The organism is Roseateles sp. PN1, assembly GCF_038419725.1.
Lineage (GTDB): Bacteria > Pseudomonadota > Gammaproteobacteria > Burkholderiales > Burkholderiaceae_C > Paucibacter_A.
In genome coordinates, this window is sequence record NZ_JBCARA010000005.1 from 174,710 (window position 1) to 194,255 (window position 19,546).

The window sequence follows — 19,546 nt, forward strand, 5'->3', positions numbered from 1 at the left end:
ATGGTGAGCGCCGTGTTCCATTCGCCGCGTGGCGATGTTGATGAAGTTCTTGCCCCGGCCGTGCCAGCGCCACTGGCGGCCGGCCCGGCCCGCAAGCCCGGGGCCAAGCTCGCCCACAGCCGGCCAGGCTTCGACTGGCATGGCCTGTGGATGAAGCTGCTGCCGCCCGTGCTGGGCCTGGCCTTGATGACCGGGCTGTGGGCATTGTTCACCCTCAAAACCAGCAGCGGCATCCCCACGCCGGCAGCCACCTGGGACTCGGCCGTGCAGCTGTTCGCCGACCCCTTCTACCGCCGCGGCCCCAATGACCAAGGCATTGGCTGGAACATCCTGGCCTCGCTGCAACGCGTGGCCCTGGGCTTTGGCCTGGCCGCTGCGGTGGGCATCCCTTTGGGTTTTGTGATCGGCCGCTTTGAGTTCATCGGCCGCATGGTGTCGCCGCTGATCAGCTTGCTCAAGCCGGTCTCGCCGCTGGCTTGGCTGCCGATTGGCCTGCTGGTGTTCAAGAGCGCCAACCCAGCGGCGATCTGGACCATCTTCATCTGCTCGATCTGGCCCATGGTGGTGAACACCGCCGTCGGGGTGCAGCGGGTGCCGCAGGACTATCTGAACGTGGCGCGGGTGCTCAAGCTGTCGGAGTGGAAGGTCATCACCCGCATCCTGCTGCCCGCCGTGCTGCCCTACATCCTGACCGGCGTACGGCTTTCGGTCGGCACCGCCTGGCTGGTGATCGTTGCGGCGGAAATGCTGACCGGCGGTGTGGGCATTGGCTTTTGGGTCTGGGATGAGTGGAACAACCTCAATGTGGCCCACATCATCATCGCCATCTTCGTCATCGGCATCGTCGGGCTCTTGCTCGAATGGCTGCTGATGAGCGTGGCCCGGCGCTTCTCGTTTGAAGACTGAAGGAGTTTCCCGATGAGCCAAGCATTCATCGAAGTCCAGGGCGCTGAAATGGTATTCAGCACCCGCAAGGGCCAGTTCCATGCCCTGCGCGACATCCATCTGCAAATCGAGAAGGGCGAGTTCATCACCCTGATCGGCCACTCCGGCTGCGGCAAGTCCACCTTGCTCAACCTGATCGCTGGCCTGCTGCAGGCCAGCCAAGGCGTGCTGCTGTGCGACCGGCGTGAGATCAATGCGCCCGGGCCGGAACGCGCCGTGGTGTTTCAAAACCATTCCCTGCTGCCCTGGCTGAGTTGCTTCGACAACGTCTACCTGGGCGTGGAGTCGGTGTTCGGCGCCAGCGAGGCCAAGCCCCGCTTGCAAGAACGCACCCAGGCCGCGCTGGAGTTGGTGGGCATGGCCCACGCCAGCGCCAAGCGCCCGCATGAAATCTCCGGCGGCATGAAGCAGCGCGTGGGCATCGCCCGCGCCCTGGCCATGGAGCCCAAGGTCTTGCTGATGGACGAGCCCTTTGGCGCGCTGGACGCCCTGACCCGCGCCCATTTGCAAGACGAGCTGCTGAAGATCGTGGCCCGCACCCAGAGCACCGTGGTGATGGTGACCCACGATGTGGACGAGGCCGTGCTGCTGAGCGACCGCATCGTGATGATGACCAACGGCCCGGCCGCCACCATCGGCGAGATCCTGCGCGTGGACCTGCCCCGGCCGCGCGAGCGTGTGGCCCTGGCCGATGACAGCCATTACCTGAGCTGCCGCAAGGCGGTGATCGACTTCCTCTACACCCGACATGCCCGCAGCGAGGTGGCCGCATGACGAACAAGAAACTCAAGCTGGTGCTGATTGGCAATGGCATGGCGGGCGTGCGCACACTTGAGGAGTTACTCAAGATCGCGCCCGATCTCTACGACATCACCGTCTTCGGCGCCGAGCCCCACCCCAACTACAACCGCATCCTGCTGAGCCCGGTGCTGGCGGGTGAGCAGACACTGGACGAGATCGTGCTCAACCCACTGGACTGGTATGCCCTGCACGGCATCACCCTGCACCTGGGCAAGACGGTGACGCAGATCGACCGGCAACGCCGCAAGGTGGTGGCCGCCGACGGCACCGAGGCCGACTACGACCGCCTGCTGATCGCCACCGGCTCCAGCCCCTTCATCCTGCCCGTGCCCGGCAAAGACCTGGACGGCGTGATCGCCTACCGCGACATCGCCGACACCAACGCGATGATCGACGCCGCCACGCGCTATCAACACGCCGTCGTCATCGGCGGCGGCCTGCTGGGCCTGGAGGCCGCCAACGGCCTGATGCTGCGCGGCATGCAGGTGACGGTGGTGCACTTGGGCGACTGGCTGATGGAGCGCCAGCTCGACGATGTGGCCGGCGACTTGCTGCGCCAAAGCCTGCAAGCGCGCGGCCTGCGCTTCATGCTGGGCGCGCAGACCCAGGCCTTGATCGGCGGCAAGGACGGGAGAGTGATGGCGGTGCAATTCAAGGACGGCAGCGAAATCCCCGCCGACCTGGTGGTGATGGCCGCCGGTATCCGCCCGAATACGGCATTAGCGGAAAGTGCCGGCCTGCTGTGCCAGCGCGGCATCGTCGTCAGCGACACCTTGCAAACCGCCACCGACCCGCGCATCTACTCGGTGGGCGAATGCGCGGCCCACCGAGGCATTGCCTACGGCCTGGTGGCGCCGCTATTCGAGCAGGCCAAGGTTTGCGCCACCCATCTGGCGCAGTTCGGCATCGGCCGCTATCAGGGCTCGCAGACCTCAACCAAGCTCAAGGTCACCGGCATCGACCTGTTCTCCGCCGGGGACTTCATGGGCGGTGAAGGTAGCGAAGAGATTGTGATGAGCGACCCCTTCGCCGGTGTCTACAAAAAGCTGGTGATCAAGGACGACCGCCTGATCGGCGCCTGCCTCTACGGCGACACGGTGGACGGCAGCTGGTACTTCAAGCTCTTGCGCGAAGGCCGCAAGGTGGCCGACATCCGCGACAAGCTGATGTTCGGCGAAAGCAATATCGGCGACGTCGGCCACCAGGGCCACAGCAAGGCCGCCGCCATGCTCGATAGCGACGAGGTCTGCGGATGCAACGGCGTCAACAAGGGCACGATCTGCAAGGCCATCAAAGACAAGGGCTTGTTCACCCTGGACGAGGTACGCAAGCACACCAAGGCCAGCGCCAGCTGCGGCTCCTGCACCGGCCTGGTAGAACAGCTGCTGATGTTCAGCGCCGGTGGCGACTATTCGGCCACGCCAAAGAAAAAGGCGGTTTGCGCCTGCACCGAGCTGAGCCATCAGGACGTACGCGATGCCATCCGCCAGCAGCATCTGATCAGCCTGCCCCAGCTCTACAGCGCCCTGGCCTGGCGCAGCCCCAATGGCTGCGCCACCTGCCGCCCCGCGCTGAACTACTACCTCACCTCCACCTGGCCCAAAGAGGCCGAGGACGACCCGCAGTCGCGCCCCATCAACGAGCGCAGCCACGCCAATATCCAGAAGGACGGCAGCTACTCGGTGATCCCGCGCATGTGGGGCGGCGAGACCACGGCCGACGAGCTGCGCCGCATCGCCAATGCGGTGGACAAGTACAAGATCCCCACGGTCAAGGTCACCGGCGGCCAGCGCATCGACCTGCTGGGCGTGAAGAAGGAAGACCTGCCGCAAGTCTGGGCCGATATCGGCATGCCCTCGGGCCACGCCTATGCCAAGGCCTTGCGCACGGTGAAGACCTGTGTGGGCAGCGAGTGGTGCCGCATGGGCACCCAAGACAGCACCCAGATGGGCAAGGACCTGGAGCGTGCCATGTGGCGTATGTATGCGCCGCACAAGGTCAAGTTCGCCGTCTCGGGCTGCCCGCGCAACTGCGCCGAGGCAGGCATCAAGGACGTTGGCATCATCGGTGTGGACAGCGGCTGGGAGCTTTATATCGGCGGCAACGGCGGCATCAAGACCGAGGTGGCGCAGTTCTTCGTCAAGGTCAAAACGCCCGAAGAAGTGATGGAAGTCACCGGCGCCTTCATGCAGCTCTACCGAACCGAAGGCTGGTATCTGGAGCGCACGGTGCATTACCTGGCCCGGGTCGGCATGGACTATGTGAAGCGCCGCATTCTGGACGATCACGACGGCCGCCGCACGCTCTGGGCCGAGCTTCAATTCGCCCTGGCCGGCGAGCCCGACCCCTGGTTCGACTTCGCCAAGGCCAAGGTCGATTTGCGCCAGTTCGAGCCGCTCTGAACTGCTCCATCCCACCGACAGAGATAGATAGAGACACAGCCATGACACCAAGCTGGAAAACCATCTGCGCCCTGGCCGACATCCCCGTGCTTGGCGCCCGCCGCGTGGCCCGCGCGCAAGGCCCGCAAGTGGCCATCTTCCGCACCGAAGACAACCAAGTCTTCGCCCTGCTGGACCGCTGCCCCCACAAGGGCGGGCCCTTGAGCCAGGGCCTGGTCTTTGGCCACTCGGTCGCCTGCCCGCTGCACAGTTGGACGATTGCACTGAACAGCGGCCAGGCCATCGCGCCGGACGAGGGCTGCGCCGCGCGCTTCCAGGTGCGCGTGTTGGAGGGCCAGGTGCAGCTCGACCAAACCGAGCTCGACACCGTGGGCCTGGAGTTCGCGCCGCTCAAGGCCGGCCCTTGCGCCAAGGCCGCCTGAGCAAGAGCAGCGCGCCATGAGCACCGAGACTCGCTCCACCTGCCCTTATTGCGGCGTCGGCTGCGGGGTGATCATCGAAAGCAGCGCGGGTGAGATCACCGGCGTCAAAGGCGACCCCGCGCACCCCGCCAACTTCGGCCGCCTGTGCAGCAAGGGCAGCACCCTGCACCTCACGGCCACGCCGCTGATCCGCCAGACCCAGCGCCTCTTGCAACCAGCCTGGCGGCCCAGCCGCGGCGCCGCGCCCGAGGCGCTGAGCTGGGACGCCCTCAACCAGCGCCTGGCCCAGCGCATTGCCGCCGTGCATGCCGAACATGGGCCTGACGCCATCGGCCTCTACATCTCAGGCCAGTTGCTGACCGAGGACTACCAGGCCTTCAACAAGCTGGCGCGCGGCCTGCTGGGCACCAACAATATCGACAGCAACTCGCGCCTGTGCATGAGCTCGGCGGTGGCCGGTTACAAGCAAGCCTTGGGCGCGGACGCGCCGCCCGCCTGCTACCAAGACATCGAGCTGGCCGACTGCGTTTTCATCAGTGGCGCCAACCCCGCCTGGGCCCACCCCATCTTGTTCCGCCGGCTTGAAGACGCCAAGGCTCAGCGGCCGGCGCTCAAGCTCATCGTCGTTGACCCACGGCGCACCGAAAGCGCCGAGCTTGCCGATCTGCATCTGCAAATCCTGCCCGGCACCGATGTGGCCCTGATGCACGGCCTGCTGCACGCCTGCATCTGGGAGGGCTGGCTGGACGCCGACTTCATGGCCCGCCACACCCAGGGCTTTGATGAGCTCAAAGCCCTCGTGCGCAGCAGCACGCCCAAGGAAGCGGCGCGCATTTGCGGCATCAAGGAGGCCGATCTCTTGACCGCCGCGCGCTGGTTCGCGCAGTCGCCCGCCACCTTGTCGCTGTACTGCCAGGGCCTCAATCAAAGCAGCAGCGGCACGGCCAAGAACACCGCGCTGATCAATCTGCATCTGGCCTGTGGCCAGATCGGCCGGCCCGGCGCCGGGCCGTTTTCGCTCACCGGCCAACCCAATGCCATGGGCGGGCGCGAGGTCGGCGGCATGGCCAGCCTGCTGCCGGGCCACCGCGACCCAGGCAATGCCGCACATCGCGCCGAGATCGCCCGCCTGTGGGGCGTGGACGACCTGCCCGAAACGCCGGGCAAGACGGCGGTGGAGCTGTTCGAGGCCGCCGCCAATGGCGAGATCAAGCTGCTGTGGATCGCTTGCACCAACCCCGCCCAGTCCATGCCCGACCAGGCCCTGGTGCGGCGTGCGCTGGCGCGCTGCGAGCTGGTGATCCTGCAAGAGGCCTTTGCCGACACCGCTACCGCCGCCTTCGCCGATGTGCTGCTGCCGGCCGCCTCCTGGGGCGAGAAGGAAGGCACGGTCACCAATAGCGAGCGCCGCATCAGCCGCGTGCGCGCCGCGATTGCACCGCCGGGTGAAGCCCGGCCCGACTGGCAAATCGTGCGCGACCTGGCCCGCCAGCTCGCCCCCTTGCTAGGCCAGCCCGACCGCTTGCCTTATGCCTGCGCCGAAGACCTGTGGCTGGAGCACCGCGCCGCCACCGTCGGCCGTGACCTCGACATCGGCGGCCTCAGCTGGGCCATTCTGGACCGCGACGGCCCGCAGCAATGGCCCTACCCGGCCGGCGCCAGCCAAGGCCAGGCCCGGCTCTATCTGGACGGGAAATTCCCCAGCGCCGACGGCCGCGCCCGCTTCATCAGCCAGCCTTACCGCCCGCCCGTCGACAAGCTTGACGCCCGCTTCCCCCTGGCCCTCACCACCGGCCGCATGCGCGACCAATGGCATGGCATGAGCCGCAGCGGCCTGCTGCCGCGCTTGTTCGGCCACGAACCCGCACCGGCCCTGCGCCTGCATCCGCAAGACCTGCCCCTGCGCGGGCTCAAAGATGGCGAGCTGGCCCTGATCAGCTCACGCCACGGCCAGCTCATCCTGCCGGTGCGCGCCGACCCGCTGATGCGCCCCGCCCAGGCCTATCTGGCCATGCACTGGGGCGAGGAGTTTGTGTCCGGCCGCAGCCGCGAGGGCAAGGGACAGGACGACGGCCCAGTCTGGCCCGGCATCAATGCCTTGCTGGGCAAGCAATGCTGCCCCGACTCGCAGCAGCCGGAGCTGAAGTTCGCCGCCGTCCAGGTCAAGTCGGTGGCGCTGCCCTGGCGGCTCAGCGCTGCGATCTGGTGCACGCCCGCCGAGGCCGTGGCGCTGCGCGCCGGATTGCGCGCGCTGATGGGCGAGTTTGACTACGCCAGCTGCCTGCCGGTGGCCGGCGCCACGCCCGAGCAAACCGGCTGGTGCTTTGACGCTGCGGCGGCCACGCCCCCGGCCTCCGCGCTGCTGGCCCAGCTGCGCGCGCTGCTGGGTTTACATGGCGCTCAAGTGCTGAGTTATGCCGACAGCCATCGCCAGCGCAGCCGCCTGCTGGGCCTGGACCGTTTGGGCGCCCATGCGCGTCTGCGTGCCTTGCTGCTGGTCGGCGGGGCCGAGATGGATGAGCGCGCGGCCGGCGCCTGGCTGCTGACGTTGTGGCGCGAGGCCGCGCCAGTGGCCGCCCTGGGCGCCCAGCTACTGAGCCCCAAGCCGGTGCTGCCGGGCCAGCCACTGGCGGCGCCGCGCAGCCCGCAGGTCTGCAACTGCCTGGATGTGTCGGAAGCCCGCATCTGCGCCCAGCTGCAAAGCCTGGCCGGCACGTCGCAAGAGCGCTTGCAAGGCCTCCAAACCAGCCTGCGCTGCGGAACCCAATGCGGCTCCTGCCTGCCCAGCTTGCGGCGGCTGGAGGCACAAACCCCCTTTCTTGAAGAGGTCCTCACATCATGATGAACCAGCGCCCTCACCACCCAGCCCCCAGCATCAGCCTGGTCGGCGCCGGCCCCGGCGACCCGGAGCTGCTGACCCTGCGCGCCCTGCGCCGCATCGAAGCCGCCGACGTGGTGCTGAGCGACGATCTGGTCGACGCCCGCGTGCTGGCCTTGATGAAGCCCGGCGCGCGGCTGATCCCTGTCGGCAAGCGCGGCGGCTGTGTGTCCACCGAGCAGCGCTTCATTCACGAGCTGATGATTCGCGAGGCCGGCGCCGGCCTGAAGGTGGTGCGGCTCAAGGGCGGTGATCCCTTTGTCTTCGGCCGTGGCGGCGAGGAAATGGATGCCCTGCGCGCAGCTGGCATCACGGTGGAGGTGGTCAGCGGCATCACCGCCGGCATTGCCGCGCCTGCCAGCATCGGCATCCCGGTCACCGACCGCCGCCACGCCCCCGGCGTGGCCTTCGTCACCGGCCATGCGCGCGAAGACGGCGGGGCGGGCGTCAACCCAGACTGGCAGGCCCTGGCCCGCAGCGGCCTGACCCTGGTGATTTACATGGGCCTGGCCCGGGTGGAACAGCTGGTGGCGGCCCTGCGCGCCGGCGGGCTGGCGGCGGACACGCCGGCGGCCGCCATCGCCGCGGCGCACACGCCGCAGCAGCGCGCCACGATTTGCAGCTTGGGCACGCTGGCCGCGCAGCTGCACAGCGAGCGCATCAGCAGCCCCGCCATCCTGGTGATCGGGACGGTGGTGAACCTGGCCTATGTGCAAAGCCTGGACCTGGACGGCGCGATGAGCGCGCAGATGCGCTGCGCTTGAGGGCGGGCCTGCACTTGGCCCTCAGCCCTCGGCGGCAGGTTCTAAACTGCGCTCATGCAGCCTCAACCTCTTAGCCTCCTCAGCCTCAACACCGCCCTCGCCCAAGCCCTGCTCGTCCCTGGCGGCCAGACCGTCAGCAGCGCGATCCGAAAAACGCCCAAGGCGCAGGCCCTGGCCGTGCGCCCGCTCGGGCTTGAAGGCGATGAGCAGGCCGATCTGAGCGTGCACGGTGGCTTGAGCAAGGCCATCTACGCCTACCCGGTAGAGCATTACCCCTTCTGGCAAACAGTGCGCGCCCAGGCCAAGGTGGCGGCTTGGCAAGAAGCACTGCCGCATGGCGCGATGGGCGAGAACCTCACCCTCAGCGGCCTGCTGGAATCGCAGGTCTGGGTCGGCGATGTGCTGGCCTTCCCCGACTGCAGCCTGGTCGTCAGCGAACCCCGCTTCCCCTGCTTCAAATTCAACGCGGTGATGGGCTTCAACCAGGCCGTGAAGATGATGGGCCAGAGCGGCTGGTGCGGCTTCTACCTGGCGGTGAAAACGCCCGGCACGCTGCAGGCCGGCCAGGCCTTTGAACTGCAGCCGGGGCCGCGCGAAGTCAGCATTGCGGAATTGTTCAGAGCCAAGTTCCGGGCCTAGGCGTCAAACGCTTGCTACGGCCTGCCCACCAACGGAGTTCCCTATGAAACGCGTGACCGGTATTGGCGGCATCTTCTTCAAGGCCAAGGACGCGCCGGCCTTGCAGGCTTGGTACCAGCGTCACCTCGGCATCGATGTGCAGGCTTGGGGCGGCGCAGCCTTCCGCTGGGCCGATGCCGCGGGCCAGCCCGTGGGCGGCAGCACCATCTGGTGCGTGGCGCCGCAGGACGGCGAGCAGTTTGCCAACAGCCCCAGCAACTTCGTCATCAACTACCGGGTTGACGACCTGGCGGGCCTGCTGGCCCAGCTGCAAGCCGAGGGCTGCCAGGTGCTTGATCAGCGCATCGACGATGAAGCCGGCTACGGCAAGTTCGGCTGGGTCATCGACCCCGAGGGCAATAAGGTCGAGCTGTGGCAGCCGCCTGCCGGGCAGTGAGGCGGCTGCGAGTTAGTGGCTACAAGCTGGGGTAATCGGTATAGCCACGCGCATCGCCGCCGTAGAGCGTGGCCTTGTCCAGCGGGTTCAGCGCAGCATTCAGGCGCAGGCGCCGCACCAGATCGGGGTTAGCAATGAAATCGCGGCCAAAGGCCACCAGATCGGCCTGACCCTCGGCCACCGCCTGCAGGGCCATGGCACGGGTGTAGCCGTTATTGACCATCCAGGGGCTGCCGCCGAAGTGGGCGCGCATGGCCTGGTAGTCAAACGAGGCGATGTCGCGCGCGCCACCGGTCTGGCCTTCGATGACATGCAAGAAAGCCAGCTTGAGCGGCGCCAGCGCCCCGGCGAGGTGATTGAACAAGTCTTGCGCGGCGCTGTCCTGACCCGCGCCATTGACCGGCGTGACGGGGCTCAGGCGCAGGCCGGCGCGGCCGGGGCCGATGGCCTTGGCAATCGCGCTCATCACCTCCACCGTCAGGCGGGCGCGGTTGGCGATGGAGCCACCGTACTCATCGCTGCGGTCATTGATGCTGTCGCGCAAAAACTGGTCCAGCAGGTAGCCGTTAGCGCCGTGTACTTCCACCCCGTCGAAGCCGGCCGCCAAGGCGTTCTCGGCCGCGCGGGCGAAGGTGGCGATGACGCCGGGGATCTCGGCCGCGCTCAGCGCGCGCGGGGTGGACACCTCGACAAAGCCCTCGGCCGTGTAAGTCTTGCCGCCGGCCGAACGTGCGGTGGAGGACACCGGCGCGCGCCCCTCGGGCTGGAACTGCACATGTGAGACGCGGCCCACATGCCAGAGCTGCGCCACGATCTTGCCGCCCTCGGCATGCACGGCGTCGGTGACGCGGCGCCAGGCGGCAATCTGCTCGGGCGTGTGGATACCCGGAGTGTCCAGATAACCTTGACCTTCAGCGCAGATCTGCGTGCCTTCGCTAATGATCAGCCCGGCGCTGGCGCGTTGACGGTAATACTCGACGGCCATCTCACCGGGCAGCAGACCGCGCGAGCGGCTGCGCGTCAGCGGCGCCATGACGATGCGGTTGGCGAGGGCGAGGTCACCGATCTGTATCGGGTCAAAAAGATTGGGCATGGTGGCGGGCTTCAAATTAACGGTGGGTTCACACGGCGCGCTTAGACTGTCACGCGCTGGCAAGGCAGTTTTCTTGATGACGGACAGATCAAACAAGGACGATGGCATGAAGGATAGCGCGCTCAACCCCCAACGCCGACTGGCCCTGCAGGGCGCGGCCGCTACGGCGTCCTGGCTCGCCTTGCCTTCCGGGTTCTGTGCGGCTCAGCCTCAGGCGCAAGCCCAACCCCGCGCCACACTCAAGGTCGGCCCCAAGCGCGAGATCCGCAGCCTGTCCGCCGCCTCGCGTGAAGCCAAAGACGGTATGTTGATCGAGGTCGACGCCGGCGACTACCTGGGCGATGTGGCCTTGTGGAGCCAGAACGGCATCACGCTCAAGGCCGTGGGCGGGCGGGTGGTGCTGCGAGCGTCGGGTATGAGCATGCAGAACAAAGGCATCTTCGTCACCACCGGGCGTGACATCAGCATCGAAGGCTTCGACTTCTTCGGCACCGTGGTGCCAGACCAAAACGGTGCCGGCATCCGCCTAGAGGCCGGCTCCCTCAAGCTGCGCGACTGCAGCTTCAAAGACAACGAAAACGGTGTCTTGACCAGCAATGACAACAGCGTGCGCCTGGAGGTCGAGAACTGCGAGTTCGGCACCATCGTGCGCCGCCAGGGCAAGAACCACAATATTTACGTCGGCGCGATTGCCTACTTCCGCGCCGAGGGCTGCTACTTCCACCACGGCCAGTCCGGCCACTTGCTGAAAAGCCGGGCCGCCATCAATCACATCTTCTACAACCGGCTAACCGACGAAATCGGCGGCCAGTCCAGCTACGAGCTGGAATTCCCCAACGGCGGCCAATGCCTGGTGGTGGGCAATGTGATCGCGCAAAGCGCCACCTCCGAGAACCCGCACATGATCTCCTTTGGCGCAGAAGGCTACACCTGGCCGCGCCAAGAACTGCATCTGATCAACAACACGGTGGTGGACGGGCGACCCAGCGGTGGGATTTTTCTGCGTGTGAGCCCGGCCCAGGGGGCGGCGCAAGTAAAAGTGCGGATCTTCAACAACCTCTGGGTCGGCAACCCCAAGCTGCCCGAGCAGGCCGAATGGCAGCAAGGCGGCAATCTGGCGGTGGATTACGACGTCTTCGTCCAGGCCAACCGCGACAACTATCTGCTCAAGCCCGGTGCCAAAGTGCGCGGCAAGGCGGTCGACCCCGGTGAGGTGGACGGGCTCAGCCTGCGCCCCATCGCCCAGTTCCTGGCGCCACGCGGCACGCTTAAGCTGACGGCGCCGGCGCCGGCGAGCCATCCGGGCGCTTTCCAGTTCCCATAAACCGGGCCGGAGCGCCGCTTGCAAGGCTAGGAAGGTACAGTTCGACCTATGCTCGCCTATCGACACGCCTTCCACGCCGGCAACCATGCCGATGTTCTCAAACACCTGGTCCTGACCGAGGTGCTCCGCTATATGGCGGAAAAAGACAAACCCTATACCTTGGTCGACACCCACGCGGGTGCCGGCGGCTATTCCATCGAAGGCCAGTACGCGCAGAAAAAAGGCGAGTATGTGCACGGCGTGTCCCGCCTGTGGGACGCCAAAGATTTGCCCGCGCCGCTGGCGCGCTACCTGGAACCGGTACGCGCCTTCAACCCCGGCGGCCAGCTGCGCCAATACCCCGGCTCCCCGGCGATTGCCAACTTGCTGCTGCGCGCCGAAGACCGGCTGCGCTGCTTCGAGCTGCACCCGACCGACTACCGCATCCTGCAGACCTACCTCTCCACCCGCCCCAACACCTTTGTCAGCGACAAAGACGGCTTCGCCTCGCTGCGCGGTGAGTTGCCGCCGCCCTCGCGCCGCGGCGTGGTGCTGATGGACCCCAGCTACGAAATCAAGAGCGACTACGGCAAGGTCATCACCGCCGTGCGCGAAGGCTTGGAGCGCTTCAAGGACGGCGTCTTCATGGTCTGGTACCCGCAGCTGCAATTGCTGGAATCGGCCCAACTGCCCCAGCGCCTGAAGGCCGCCGCCGATGCGGGCGAAGGTGCCAAAAAGGGCTGGTTGCATGTGCGCCTGACCGTGGCGCAGCAGGAAAACACCCGCGGCATCGGCATGCTGGGCAGCGGCATGTTCATCATCAACCCGCCCTTCACCCTGCACGACGAGTTGCAGGAATGCCTGCCCTATCTGGTTGAGAAGCTGGGCCTGTACGACGGCGCCAACTTCCTGCTGGAGCAGCGCGCGAGCTGAGGCAACGCGGAACAAGTCCCTCGTGCGCGCCGCATCCCCGCTTCGGGCGTACAACGGCGTTGCAAATCCTCGCCATAGCTCGGGCTATGGCTGCGGTTTGCGCCTTGTTGTCCATCCCGAAGCGAGGCGCGCCGCATCACGGGGACTTATTCCACGTCGCCCTGAACCTCGCAATGTCTGGTCCGGCCCGCCACCATGGCCGGGCCCATGAAGTGGGGATGGCCGCGGCCAAGACAGTCATCATTTCGGGTTACGCTGCAAGCCTTCCTGACTTGGTCCTGTGGCCGCCATTCACCGCCTCATGAAGCTGAACCCGATTCTGGGCCTGAGCCCAGCCGCCCTCGCCCGCTGCGTGCCTTTTGCGCTGTTCATGCTGATGCTGGCCTTGCGCGGCTACCTGCCCAGCGGCGCGGGCGTGGATGCGCGCTGGATCTACGGCGTCTCGGTGCTGGTGGTGGGCGGCGCCCTGGTCTGGTATTGGCGCGGCTACGGCGAGTTGGCCCGGCAGAACCTGCCCAGCCTGCGCGAGACCTTGCTGAGCTGTGCCGTCGGCCTGCTGGTCTTCGGGCTATGGATTCAGCTTGACGCACCCTGGATGCAGATCGGCGAGCCCACCGCCAGCTTTCTGCCCCTGGACCTGCAAGGTCAAAAAATCTGGCCCTTGATCGCCCTGCGCCTGATTGGCGCGGCACTCCTGGTGCCCATCATGGAAGAGCTGTTCTGGCGCGCTTTCCTGATGCGCTGGATCGAATCGCCTCAGTTCGAAACCGTGGATCCGCAGCGGGTGGGCGTCAAGGCCATCGTGCTGTCCACCTTTGTGTTCATGCTGGCCCACACCTTGTGGCTGGCGGCCATCGTGGCCGGCCTGGCCTATGCCTATCTCTACCGGCGCACCGGCAAACTCTGGACCGCCGTGATTGCGCATGCCGTCACCAACGGCGCACTGGGGATTTGGGTGGTGCAGACCGGGCAATGGCAATTCTGGTAAACCAAAACAAGCCCTGAGCCTCGGCACGCTGGAACCCGGCAAACCGCCCAGCGGCTTCATTCAGCCAGAATGCCGTCCACATTCCATGACAAGAAAGTCCCCGCGGTGAATCCCCCAAGCCAGCACACCAGCCAGTTCGGCCTGCTCAAGCAGCGCCGCTTCGCGCCTTTCTTCTGGACCCAGTTCCTCGGCGCGGCGAATGACAATATCTCCAAATTCGCGCTGACCGTGATGGTGACCTACCAGCTGCAGCTGCAGTGGTTGCCGGCGGCGCAGGCCGGTGTGGTGATTGCGGCGCTGTTCATCCTGCCCTTTGTGCTGTTCTCAGCCACCAGCGGGCAGCTGGCCGACAAGTTCGAAAAAGGCGGGCTGATGCGCCTGGTGAAGAACTTCGAGATCGCCATCATGGCCCTGGCCCTGTGGGGCTTCTGGCATGCGCAAGTGCCGCTGCTGCTGGCCTGCGTGTTCATGATGGGCATGCATTCCACCTTGTTCGGCCCGGTCAAGTTTGCCTACCTGCCGCAGCAGCTGAGCGAGCGTGAACTCACCGGCGGCAACGGCATGGTGGAGATGGGCACTTTTGTGGCCATCATCCTGGGCAATGTGCTGGGCGGCCTGCTGATTGGCCTGCCCGAGGTGGGCGCCATCGCCACCGGCCTGGCCTGCCTGGCGGTGGCCGTGGCCGGCCGCATCGCCGCGCAGTTCGTGCCTCACAGCCCCGCCACCGACCCCCAGCTGCGCATCAACTGGAACCCCTTTACCGAGACCTGGAACAACCTCAAGCTGGCCTACCAGGACAAGGTGGTGTTCCGCTCGCTGGTGGGCATTTCGTGGATGTGGTTCTTCGGCGTCGTGTTCCTGGCCAACTTCCCCAGCTTTGCCAAAGAGGTGCTGCACGGCCAGAGCGCCGTGGCCTCGCTGCTGATGGTGGTGTTCTCGGTGGGCGTGGGCATTGGCGCGCTGCTGTGCGAGTTGCTCTCGCGCCGCCATGTGGAGATCGGCCTGGCGCCGCTGGGCGCGCTGGGCATGACGGTGTTTGCGGTAGACCTCTACTTCGCTTCGCGCGGCCTGCCCGCCGCGCCGCTACTGGGCGTGGCTGAGTTCCTCAGCCAACCCGCCCATTGGCGCGTGCTGCTGGACCTGGGCATGCTGGCCCTGTCCGCCGGGCTTTACAGCGTGCCCATGTACGCGCTGATACAGCTGCGCTCGCAGCCCTCGCACCGCGCCCGCATCATCGCCGCCAACAACATTCTCAACGCCTTGTTCATGATCGCCAGCTCGCTGGGCGCGGGCGTGTTGATCGGCGCGGGCTTCAGCATCCCCGAGGTCTTTTTGACCGTGGGCCTGCTCAACTTGGCCGTGGCGGTCTATATCTGCGTGCTGGTGCCGGAATACCTGCTGCGTGCGATCGCTTTTGTCTGCTCACGCCTGCGCTACCGGCTGGGCCACAGCGGCACGGGCGCCATTCCGGCCACAGGCGCGGCCTTGCTGCTGCTGGAGAACAAGCCCGTGAGCGCCAGCCACGCCCTGCTGCTGACGGCGGCCAGCCCGCGCAGCATCAACTTCTTCATGGCCCGGCCCCTGGTCGCCCGGCCCGTCGCGGGTTGGCTGTGGCGGGCCAACATGGCCTGTCCCTTGGCGCCACCCGAGCTGGCCTTGCGCCACGCCCGCCAGCGCTTGACGGCCGGTGAGCTGGTCTGCCTGGGCCAGGCGGATGCGGGTGCCACCGAGCTGCTGGAAAAACTGCGCAAAGCCCGGCCCGATGTGCCGGTGCTGACGCTGCAACTCAGCGACACGGGAGGCCTGCTCAGCCGGGTCGATTTGCACGTATCGGGCCCAAGCCCTGCCGAAGCTGCCGCTTGAAACTCAGTGGCGCGCCCAAATCCTGCGCAAGCGCCGCTTGAGTAGGCGCGCGCTGCGCCACAGGGCTTGTTGGTGTAGCCAATCCATCAGGCCTTGCTTCCAGCCGATCCAGCGCCGGTAAAGGCGCTCGAACCAGCCTAGGCGCATCAAGGCCGGCTGAATCAGCTCAAACAAGCGCGCCAACAAGGCCGTGCCGGCCAGCTTGGCCAGCAGCACCACCGCCAGGCCCAGCAGGGTGCGGCCCTGCAGCACCAACCACAGCGCCAGCAGCTTGACCGGGATGATCAGCAAGCTGGGCAGCAAAAGCAGGCACAGGGCCGCATAAGGCGGCAGGCCGCGAATCAGCGGCCCCAGGCGCCGCAGCAGAGGCAGCTGCCCCAGGCGCGCCATTGCCCGCGAGAGCGGCGCCCAACCCCATTCCTCGAACAGGATCAGCAGCGCCAGCAGGGCGCGGGCCAGCCAACGCAGCGGCGTGAGCAAGGTTTTCAGCATGAGCGGCCATCATGGCCGAGGGCCCGGCCGCTGCCAAAAGGCATGGCGGCGGGCGATCGAGTCAGCAGGAGGCTAAACCCCACGCGCCCGATCGGCGGCGAACTTCAGCTTGAAGGTGGCGAAGCCATCGGTGCCCGGCTGCTCCAGCGAGTCGCGCACTTCCTTCATCAGGTTCAGGTAGTAGTGGATGTTGTGGATGCTGGCCAGCATGGGGCCCAACATCTCGCCGCAGCGATCCAGATGATGCAGATAGGCGCGGGAGAAGTTCTTGCAGCAGTAGCAGCTGCAGGTCTCGTCCACCGGGCGCTCATCGGTCTTGTAGCGGGCGTTGCGCAGGCGCAGATCGCCGAAGCGGGTGAACAGATGGCCGTTGCGGGCATTGCGGGTGGGCATCACGCAATCGAACATATCGATGCCCTGGCTGACGCCTTCGATCAGGTCTTCCGGCGTGCCCACACCCATCAGATAGCGCGGCTTGTGCGGCGGCAGCTGGTGGCCGATGTGGCTGAGCACCCGCTGCATATCTTCCTTGGGCTCACCGACGCTCAAGCCGCCGATGGCATAGCCCGGCAGGTCCAGCTCGGCCAGGCCGGCCAGGGAATGGTCGCGCAAGCTCTCGAACATGCCGCCCTGCACGATGCCGAACAGCGCGTTGGGGTTCTCCAGGCGCGCGAATTCATCTTGGCAGCGCTTGGCCCAGCGCAAGCTCATTTCCATCGAGACGCGGGCTTCCTTCTCGGTCGTCAGCACGCCCTTGCTTTCGTAAGGCGTGCATTCGTCGAACTGCATGACGATGTCGCTGTTCAGCACGGTTTGAATCTGCATGCTGATCTCGGGCGTCAGGAACAGCTTGTCACCGTTGACGGGCGAGGCAAAGCGCACGCCTTCCTCGGTGATCTTGCGCATCTCGCCCAGGCTCCAGACCTGGAAGCCGCCGCTGTCGGTGAGGATGGGCTTGTTCCAGCTCTCGAAGCGGTGCAAACCGCCGAACTGTTTGAGGATGTCCAGCCCCGGCCGCAGCCAGAGGTGGAAGGTGTTGCCGAGAATGATTTGCGCATCCGCCTCTTCGAGTGAACGCGGCATCACACCCTTGACGGTGCCATACGTGCCCACCGGCATGAAGATGGGGGTTTGCACAACGCCGTGGTTAAGCGTCATCTGGCCGCGGCGTGCGCGGCCCTCGGTCTTGAGGAGGTCGAACTTCAGCATAGTGGCCCGATTGTCGCAGCTGTCATCCGGCCATAGACTGAGCGTTCAGGGCCAACATCAGATCCGCCAAGCGGGCATGTCCTAAAACCGGCCTCGCCGCACTGCAATGCAATCATTCTTGTTGGGTCTGTTCTTGATCGCAGCGCTGCTGTGCCCGCGTCCGGCGGCAGCCGTGGAACCCATATGCGGGCAGTACACACTGGCTTTCTATGAGTTGGGTGTGCTCTATTACCGCGACGTGGACGGAACCGCGGCGGGCATAGACAAAGACGTGGTGGAAGAGCTGACCCGCCGCACCGGCTGCCAATTCAACACGGTGGTGGAATCTAGAGTCAGGATCTGGCATCAGATGTCGCAGCAGCTGCTGGACCTGAGCGTGTCAGGCATTGCCACACCGGAGCGTGAGAAGTTCGCCCACTTCATCCCCTACTTTCAAACCCGCAACTACGCCTTGCTACGCCTGGAGCTGAGCAACGCCTTGCCGACACCCCAAGCATTTCTCGCCGATGCAACGCGCAAGGTTGGGGTCGTCAAGAGCTTCAAGCACGGCAGCTTCTACGATGCCTGGCTGCAGCGCTTGCGCGAACAGCAGCGAGTCGTGGAACTGGCCGACTTTGAAACCGCTGTCCGCATGTTCAAGCTCGGCCGTGTCGACGCCGTCTTGGCACTGCCCACCAGCCTCATCCGCCTGCTGCAGAAAGAGGGCCTGAAGGACCGCATCAAGGTGATGGATTGGGCGCCGCAGGAGCGCCTTGTCCACGGCTTGATTGTTTCGCGCCAGCGCGTGAGCCCAGCAGACCAGCAAACACTGCGGGCCGCACTTGCGGCCATGCAGGCCGACGGCAGCCTGTACCGGATCTTCAAACATCATGTGGGCAAGGACTTGGCCTACGATATGCAGCTCACGCCACTGCCCAACTGAGATTGAGATGAAGCTGCTTCGCCCTTTGCGCCTCTTCCTCACCAGCCTTGGGCTGATGAGTGGCGCAGCGCTGGCCTGTGGCCCTTACAAACTGGCCTTCTATGAGCACGGCGTGCTGCATTTTCGCGATGCCCAAGGTCAATATGCCGGTATTGACTCTGATGTGGTCGCGGAGTTGGCCAAGCGCAGCGGCTGCGTGTTCAAGCCCGTGCTGGAGTCCCGGGTGCGCATTTGGGACCAGTTGGCACGACAGCAACTCGACATCACGGTGTCCGGCATCCCGACGCCGGAGCGCGTGCAATATGCCGAGTTCATGCTCTATATGCAGTCGCACAACTATGTGCTGATGCCCAAAGGGCTGAACTCGCAACTGACCTCCATGGCGGCGTTCTTGGCGGACAGCAGCCGGCAAATCGTGGTGGTCAAGAGCTTCAAGCATGGCCTCGTCCTGGATGCGTGGTTGGAGCAATTACGCGCGCAGCAACGGGTGATGGAGGCGCCAGACTTCGAGGCCGCGCTGCGCGTGCTCAAGGCTGGCCGGGTTGATGCCATGCTGGCCCTGCCGACCACTTGGGCTTTATTGGTCCGTCGGGAGGAGGCGCACAAGCAATTCGATCTGCTGGATTGGGCACCCCAAGACCACATCACGGCCGGTCTGGTGGTGTCCCGCCACAAGGTCAATGAGGCCGACCGGCGGCGTTTGCGTCTAGCGCTGCTGTCCATGCGCCGAGATGGCACGCTGGACGCCATTTTCAAACGCTACGTCGGCACCGAACTGCTGCCAAGCCTGCGCCTGGACGCCAACGCCGATCTGCCGAGCTGAGCGGCCCGGCGAGGCCCGGCGAGAATAGCGCCATGCCCTTTTCACTCGCCGCGCCGGTTCATAGCGAAGTCATCATCAAGAAAAGCCGCTTCATCGCCTGCGTCGAACGCATGGCGGATCGGCAAAGCGCCACTGAGCGCGTCGCCGCCCTGCGCGCCGAGCATCCCGGCGCTGTGCATGTCTGCTGGGCCCTGTTGGCGGGCGGGCAATCGGCCGCTGTGGACGATGGCGAACCCAGCGGCACGGCCGGCCGGCCCATGCTGGATGTCTTACGGCACCAGGACCTGGAAGGCGTGCTGGCCACCGTGGTGCGCTACTGGGGCGGCTGCAAGCTGGGCGCGGGCGGGCTGGTGCGGGCCTATACCGATGCGGTGGCCCAGGCGCTGCTGAAGGCCGACAAGATCCCCCTGGTGCGCCAGCAAACCCTGCGCTGCACCCTGCCCTACGCCTTTGAAGGCCTGCTGCGACGCGAACTGGAGGGCGCCGGCGCCCAACTGCTGGCGGTGGCGCACGGCAGCCAGGTGGAAGCCTCCTTCAGCCTGCCGCAAAGCGCCGCGGCCGATCTGGTGCTGCGCCTGAACGAAGCTGGGCAGGGTCGCATTGGCTGGTTGAAGGACTGATACGCCCAACACG

At 65.9% G+C, this 19,546-nt stretch carries 18 protein-coding genes; 15 read left to right on the forward strand and 3 right to left on the reverse strand.

What is annotated here, in order from left to right; translation table 11 throughout:
• From ntrB to AABB87_RS10130, 8 genes are read left to right on the forward strand one after another with little or no spacing between them, the layout of a single operon-like run.
• The gene (gene ntrB, locus AABB87_RS10095; protein WP_341971109.1) at positions 1-906 is read left to right on the forward strand and encodes a nitrate ABC transporter permease; all 906 of its coding nucleotides are present in this window, start codon (positions 1-3) and stop codon (positions 904-906) included.
• Between the two features lie 12 nt (positions 907-918).
• On the forward strand, positions 919-1,719 hold the full coding sequence (locus tag AABB87_RS10100; RefSeq protein WP_341971110.1) for an ABC transporter ATP-binding protein: 801 nt from the start codon (positions 919-921) through the stop codon (positions 1,717-1,719).
• Entirely contained in the window at positions 1,716-4,148 is a 2,433-nt protein-coding gene (gene nirB, locus AABB87_RS10105) for a nitrite reductase large subunit NirB (RefSeq protein WP_341971111.1), read from the forward strand. The genes AABB87_RS10100 and nirB overlap by 4 nt, the downstream gene beginning before the upstream one ends.
• 41 nt (positions 4,149-4,189) lie before the next feature.
• Complete coding sequence (gene nirD / locus AABB87_RS10110) at positions 4,190-4,570, forward strand: nitrite reductase small subunit NirD (protein WP_341971112.1); 381 nt, start codon at positions 4,190-4,192, stop codon at positions 4,568-4,570.
• Between the two features lie 16 nt (positions 4,571-4,586).
• Positions 4,587-7,412, forward strand: a complete 2,826-nt coding sequence (locus tag AABB87_RS10115; RefSeq protein ID WP_341971113.1) for a nitrate reductase — start codon at positions 4,587-4,589, stop codon at positions 7,410-7,412.
• Positions 7,409-8,212, forward strand: coding sequence for a uroporphyrinogen-III C-methyltransferase (gene cobA, locus AABB87_RS10120; protein ID WP_341971114.1), 804 nt, complete (start codon positions 7,409-7,411; stop codon positions 8,210-8,212). Before AABB87_RS10115 ends, cobA begins: the two co-directional genes overlap by 4 nt.
• A gap of 54 nt (positions 8,213-8,266) precedes the next feature.
• The gene (locus AABB87_RS10125) at positions 8,267-8,851 is read left to right on the forward strand and encodes an MOSC domain-containing protein (protein WP_341971115.1); all 585 of its coding nucleotides are present in this window, start codon (positions 8,267-8,269) and stop codon (positions 8,849-8,851) included.
• A 43-nt stretch (positions 8,852-8,894) separates the two neighbouring features.
• Entirely contained in the window at positions 8,895-9,287 is a 393-nt protein-coding gene (locus AABB87_RS10130) for a VOC family protein (RefSeq protein ID WP_341971116.1), read from the forward strand.
• A 19-nt stretch (positions 9,288-9,306) separates the two neighbouring features.
• Here the strand turns inward: AABB87_RS10130 and AABB87_RS10135 are convergent, their stop codons facing one another.
• Positions 9,307-10,380, reverse strand: coding sequence for an alkene reductase (locus AABB87_RS10135; RefSeq protein ID WP_341971117.1), 1,074 nt, complete (start codon positions 10,378-10,380; stop codon positions 9,307-9,309).
• Positions 10,381-10,456: 76 nt separating this feature from the next.
• Between AABB87_RS10135 and AABB87_RS10140 the strand changes: the two genes are divergently transcribed.
• The 4 genes from AABB87_RS10140 (at position 10,457) to AABB87_RS10155 (ending at position 15,467) form a co-directional block, all read left to right on the forward strand.
• Complete coding sequence (locus AABB87_RS10140; protein WP_341971118.1) at positions 10,457-11,704, forward strand: right-handed parallel beta-helix repeat-containing protein; 1,248 nt, start codon at positions 10,457-10,459, stop codon at positions 11,702-11,704.
• Between the two features lie 48 nt (positions 11,705-11,752).
• A complete protein-coding gene (locus AABB87_RS10145) occupies positions 11,753-12,616 on the forward strand; it encodes a 23S rRNA (adenine(2030)-N(6))-methyltransferase RlmJ (protein WP_341971120.1) in 864 nt (287 codons plus the stop codon).
• A 301-nt stretch (positions 12,617-12,917) separates the two neighbouring features.
• Positions 12,918-13,604 carry a CAAX prenyl protease-related protein gene (locus AABB87_RS10150; protein ID WP_341971121.1) on the forward strand — a complete coding sequence of 229 codons (687 nt, stop codon included), beginning with the start codon at positions 12,918-12,920 and terminating at the stop codon, positions 13,602-13,604.
• Between the two features lie 69 nt (positions 13,605-13,673).
• Positions 13,674-15,467, forward strand: a complete 1,794-nt coding sequence (locus AABB87_RS10155) for an MFS transporter (RefSeq protein WP_445944857.1) — start codon at positions 13,674-13,676, stop codon at positions 15,465-15,467.
• 3 nt (positions 15,468-15,470) lie between these two features.
• On the opposite strand, the gene AABB87_RS10160 is transcribed toward AABB87_RS10155, so the two are convergent.
• Both AABB87_RS10160 and tgt read right to left on the reverse strand, forming a co-directional pair.
• Complete coding sequence (locus tag AABB87_RS10160; RefSeq protein ID WP_341971123.1) at positions 15,471-15,959, reverse strand: hypothetical protein; 489 nt, start codon at positions 15,957-15,959, stop codon at positions 15,471-15,473.
• Positions 15,960-16,031: 72 nt separating this feature from the next.
• Positions 16,032-17,168 carry a tRNA guanosine(34) transglycosylase Tgt gene (tgt, locus tag AABB87_RS10165; RefSeq protein WP_341971124.1) on the reverse strand — a complete coding sequence of 379 codons (1,137 nt, stop codon included), beginning with the start codon at positions 17,166-17,168 and terminating at the stop codon, positions 16,032-16,034.
• A gap of 106 nt (positions 17,169-17,274) precedes the next feature.
• On the opposite strand from tgt, the gene AABB87_RS10170 reads away from it, so the two are divergent.
• From AABB87_RS10170 to AABB87_RS10180, 3 genes are read left to right on the forward strand one after another with little or no spacing between them, the layout of a single operon-like run.
• Positions 17,275-18,090, forward strand: a complete 816-nt coding sequence (locus AABB87_RS10170) for a substrate-binding periplasmic protein (RefSeq protein ID WP_341971125.1) — start codon at positions 17,275-17,277, stop codon at positions 18,088-18,090.
• Between the two features lie 7 nt (positions 18,091-18,097).
• The gene (locus AABB87_RS10175; protein WP_341971126.1) at positions 18,098-18,913 is read left to right on the forward strand and encodes a substrate-binding periplasmic protein; all 816 of its coding nucleotides are present in this window, start codon (positions 18,098-18,100) and stop codon (positions 18,911-18,913) included.
• Between the two features lie 32 nt (positions 18,914-18,945).
• The gene (locus tag AABB87_RS10180) at positions 18,946-19,533 is read left to right on the forward strand and encodes an IMPACT family protein (protein ID WP_341971127.1); all 588 of its coding nucleotides are present in this window, start codon (positions 18,946-18,948) and stop codon (positions 19,531-19,533) included.
• Positions 19,534-19,546: the final 13 nt, after the last annotated feature.

Bases quoted from the DNA above. Each gene is read 5' to 3' on its own strand.
- nirD (WP_341971112.1), top strand. From the start codon at position 4,190: ATGACACCAAGCTGGAAAACCATCTGCGCCCTGGCCGACATCCCCGTG.
- AABB87_RS10160 (WP_341971123.1), bottom strand. From the start codon at position 15,959: ATGCTGAAAACCTTGCTCACGCCGCTGCGTTGGCTGGCCCGCGCCCTG.
- AABB87_RS10145 (WP_341971120.1), top strand. From the start codon at position 11,753: ATGCTCGCCTATCGACACGCCTTCCACGCCGGCAACCATGCCGATGTT.
- AABB87_RS10150 (WP_341971121.1), top strand. From the start codon at position 12,918: ATGAAGCTGAACCCGATTCTGGGCCTGAGCCCAGCCGCCCTCGCCCGC.
- AABB87_RS10135 (WP_341971117.1), bottom strand. From the start codon at position 10,380: ATGCCCAATCTTTTTGACCCGATACAGATCGGTGACCTCGCCCTCGCC.
- AABB87_RS10100 (WP_341971110.1), top strand. From the start codon at position 919: ATGAGCCAAGCATTCATCGAAGTCCAGGGCGCTGAAATGGTATTCAGC.
- tgt (WP_341971124.1), bottom strand. From the start codon at position 17,168: ATGCTGAAGTTCGACCTCCTCAAGACCGAGGGCCGCGCACGCCGCGGC.
- AABB87_RS10125 (WP_341971115.1), top strand. From the start codon at position 8,267: ATGCAGCCTCAACCTCTTAGCCTCCTCAGCCTCAACACCGCCCTCGCC.
- ntrB (WP_341971109.1), top strand. From the start codon at position 1: ATGGTGAGCGCCGTGTTCCATTCGCCGCGTGGCGATGTTGATGAAGTT.
- AABB87_RS10175 (WP_341971126.1), top strand. From the start codon at position 18,098: ATGAAGCTGCTTCGCCCTTTGCGCCTCTTCCTCACCAGCCTTGGGCTG.
- AABB87_RS10115 (WP_341971113.1), top strand. From the start codon at position 4,587: ATGAGCACCGAGACTCGCTCCACCTGCCCTTATTGCGGCGTCGGCTGC.
- AABB87_RS10170 (WP_341971125.1), top strand. From the start codon at position 17,275: ATGCAATCATTCTTGTTGGGTCTGTTCTTGATCGCAGCGCTGCTGTGC.
- AABB87_RS10155 (WP_445944857.1), top strand. From the start codon at position 13,674: ATGCCGTCCACATTCCATGACAAGAAAGTCCCCGCGGTGAATCCCCCA.
- nirB (WP_341971111.1), top strand. From the start codon at position 1,716: ATGACGAACAAGAAACTCAAGCTGGTGCTGATTGGCAATGGCATGGCG.
- cobA (WP_341971114.1), top strand. From the start codon at position 7,409: ATGATGAACCAGCGCCCTCACCACCCAGCCCCCAGCATCAGCCTGGTC.
- AABB87_RS10180 (WP_341971127.1), top strand. From the start codon at position 18,946: ATGCCCTTTTCACTCGCCGCGCCGGTTCATAGCGAAGTCATCATCAAG.
- AABB87_RS10140 (WP_341971118.1), top strand. From the start codon at position 10,457: ATGACGGACAGATCAAACAAGGACGATGGCATGAAGGATAGCGCGCTC.
- AABB87_RS10130 (WP_341971116.1), top strand. From the start codon at position 8,895: ATGAAACGCGTGACCGGTATTGGCGGCATCTTCTTCAAGGCCAAGGAC.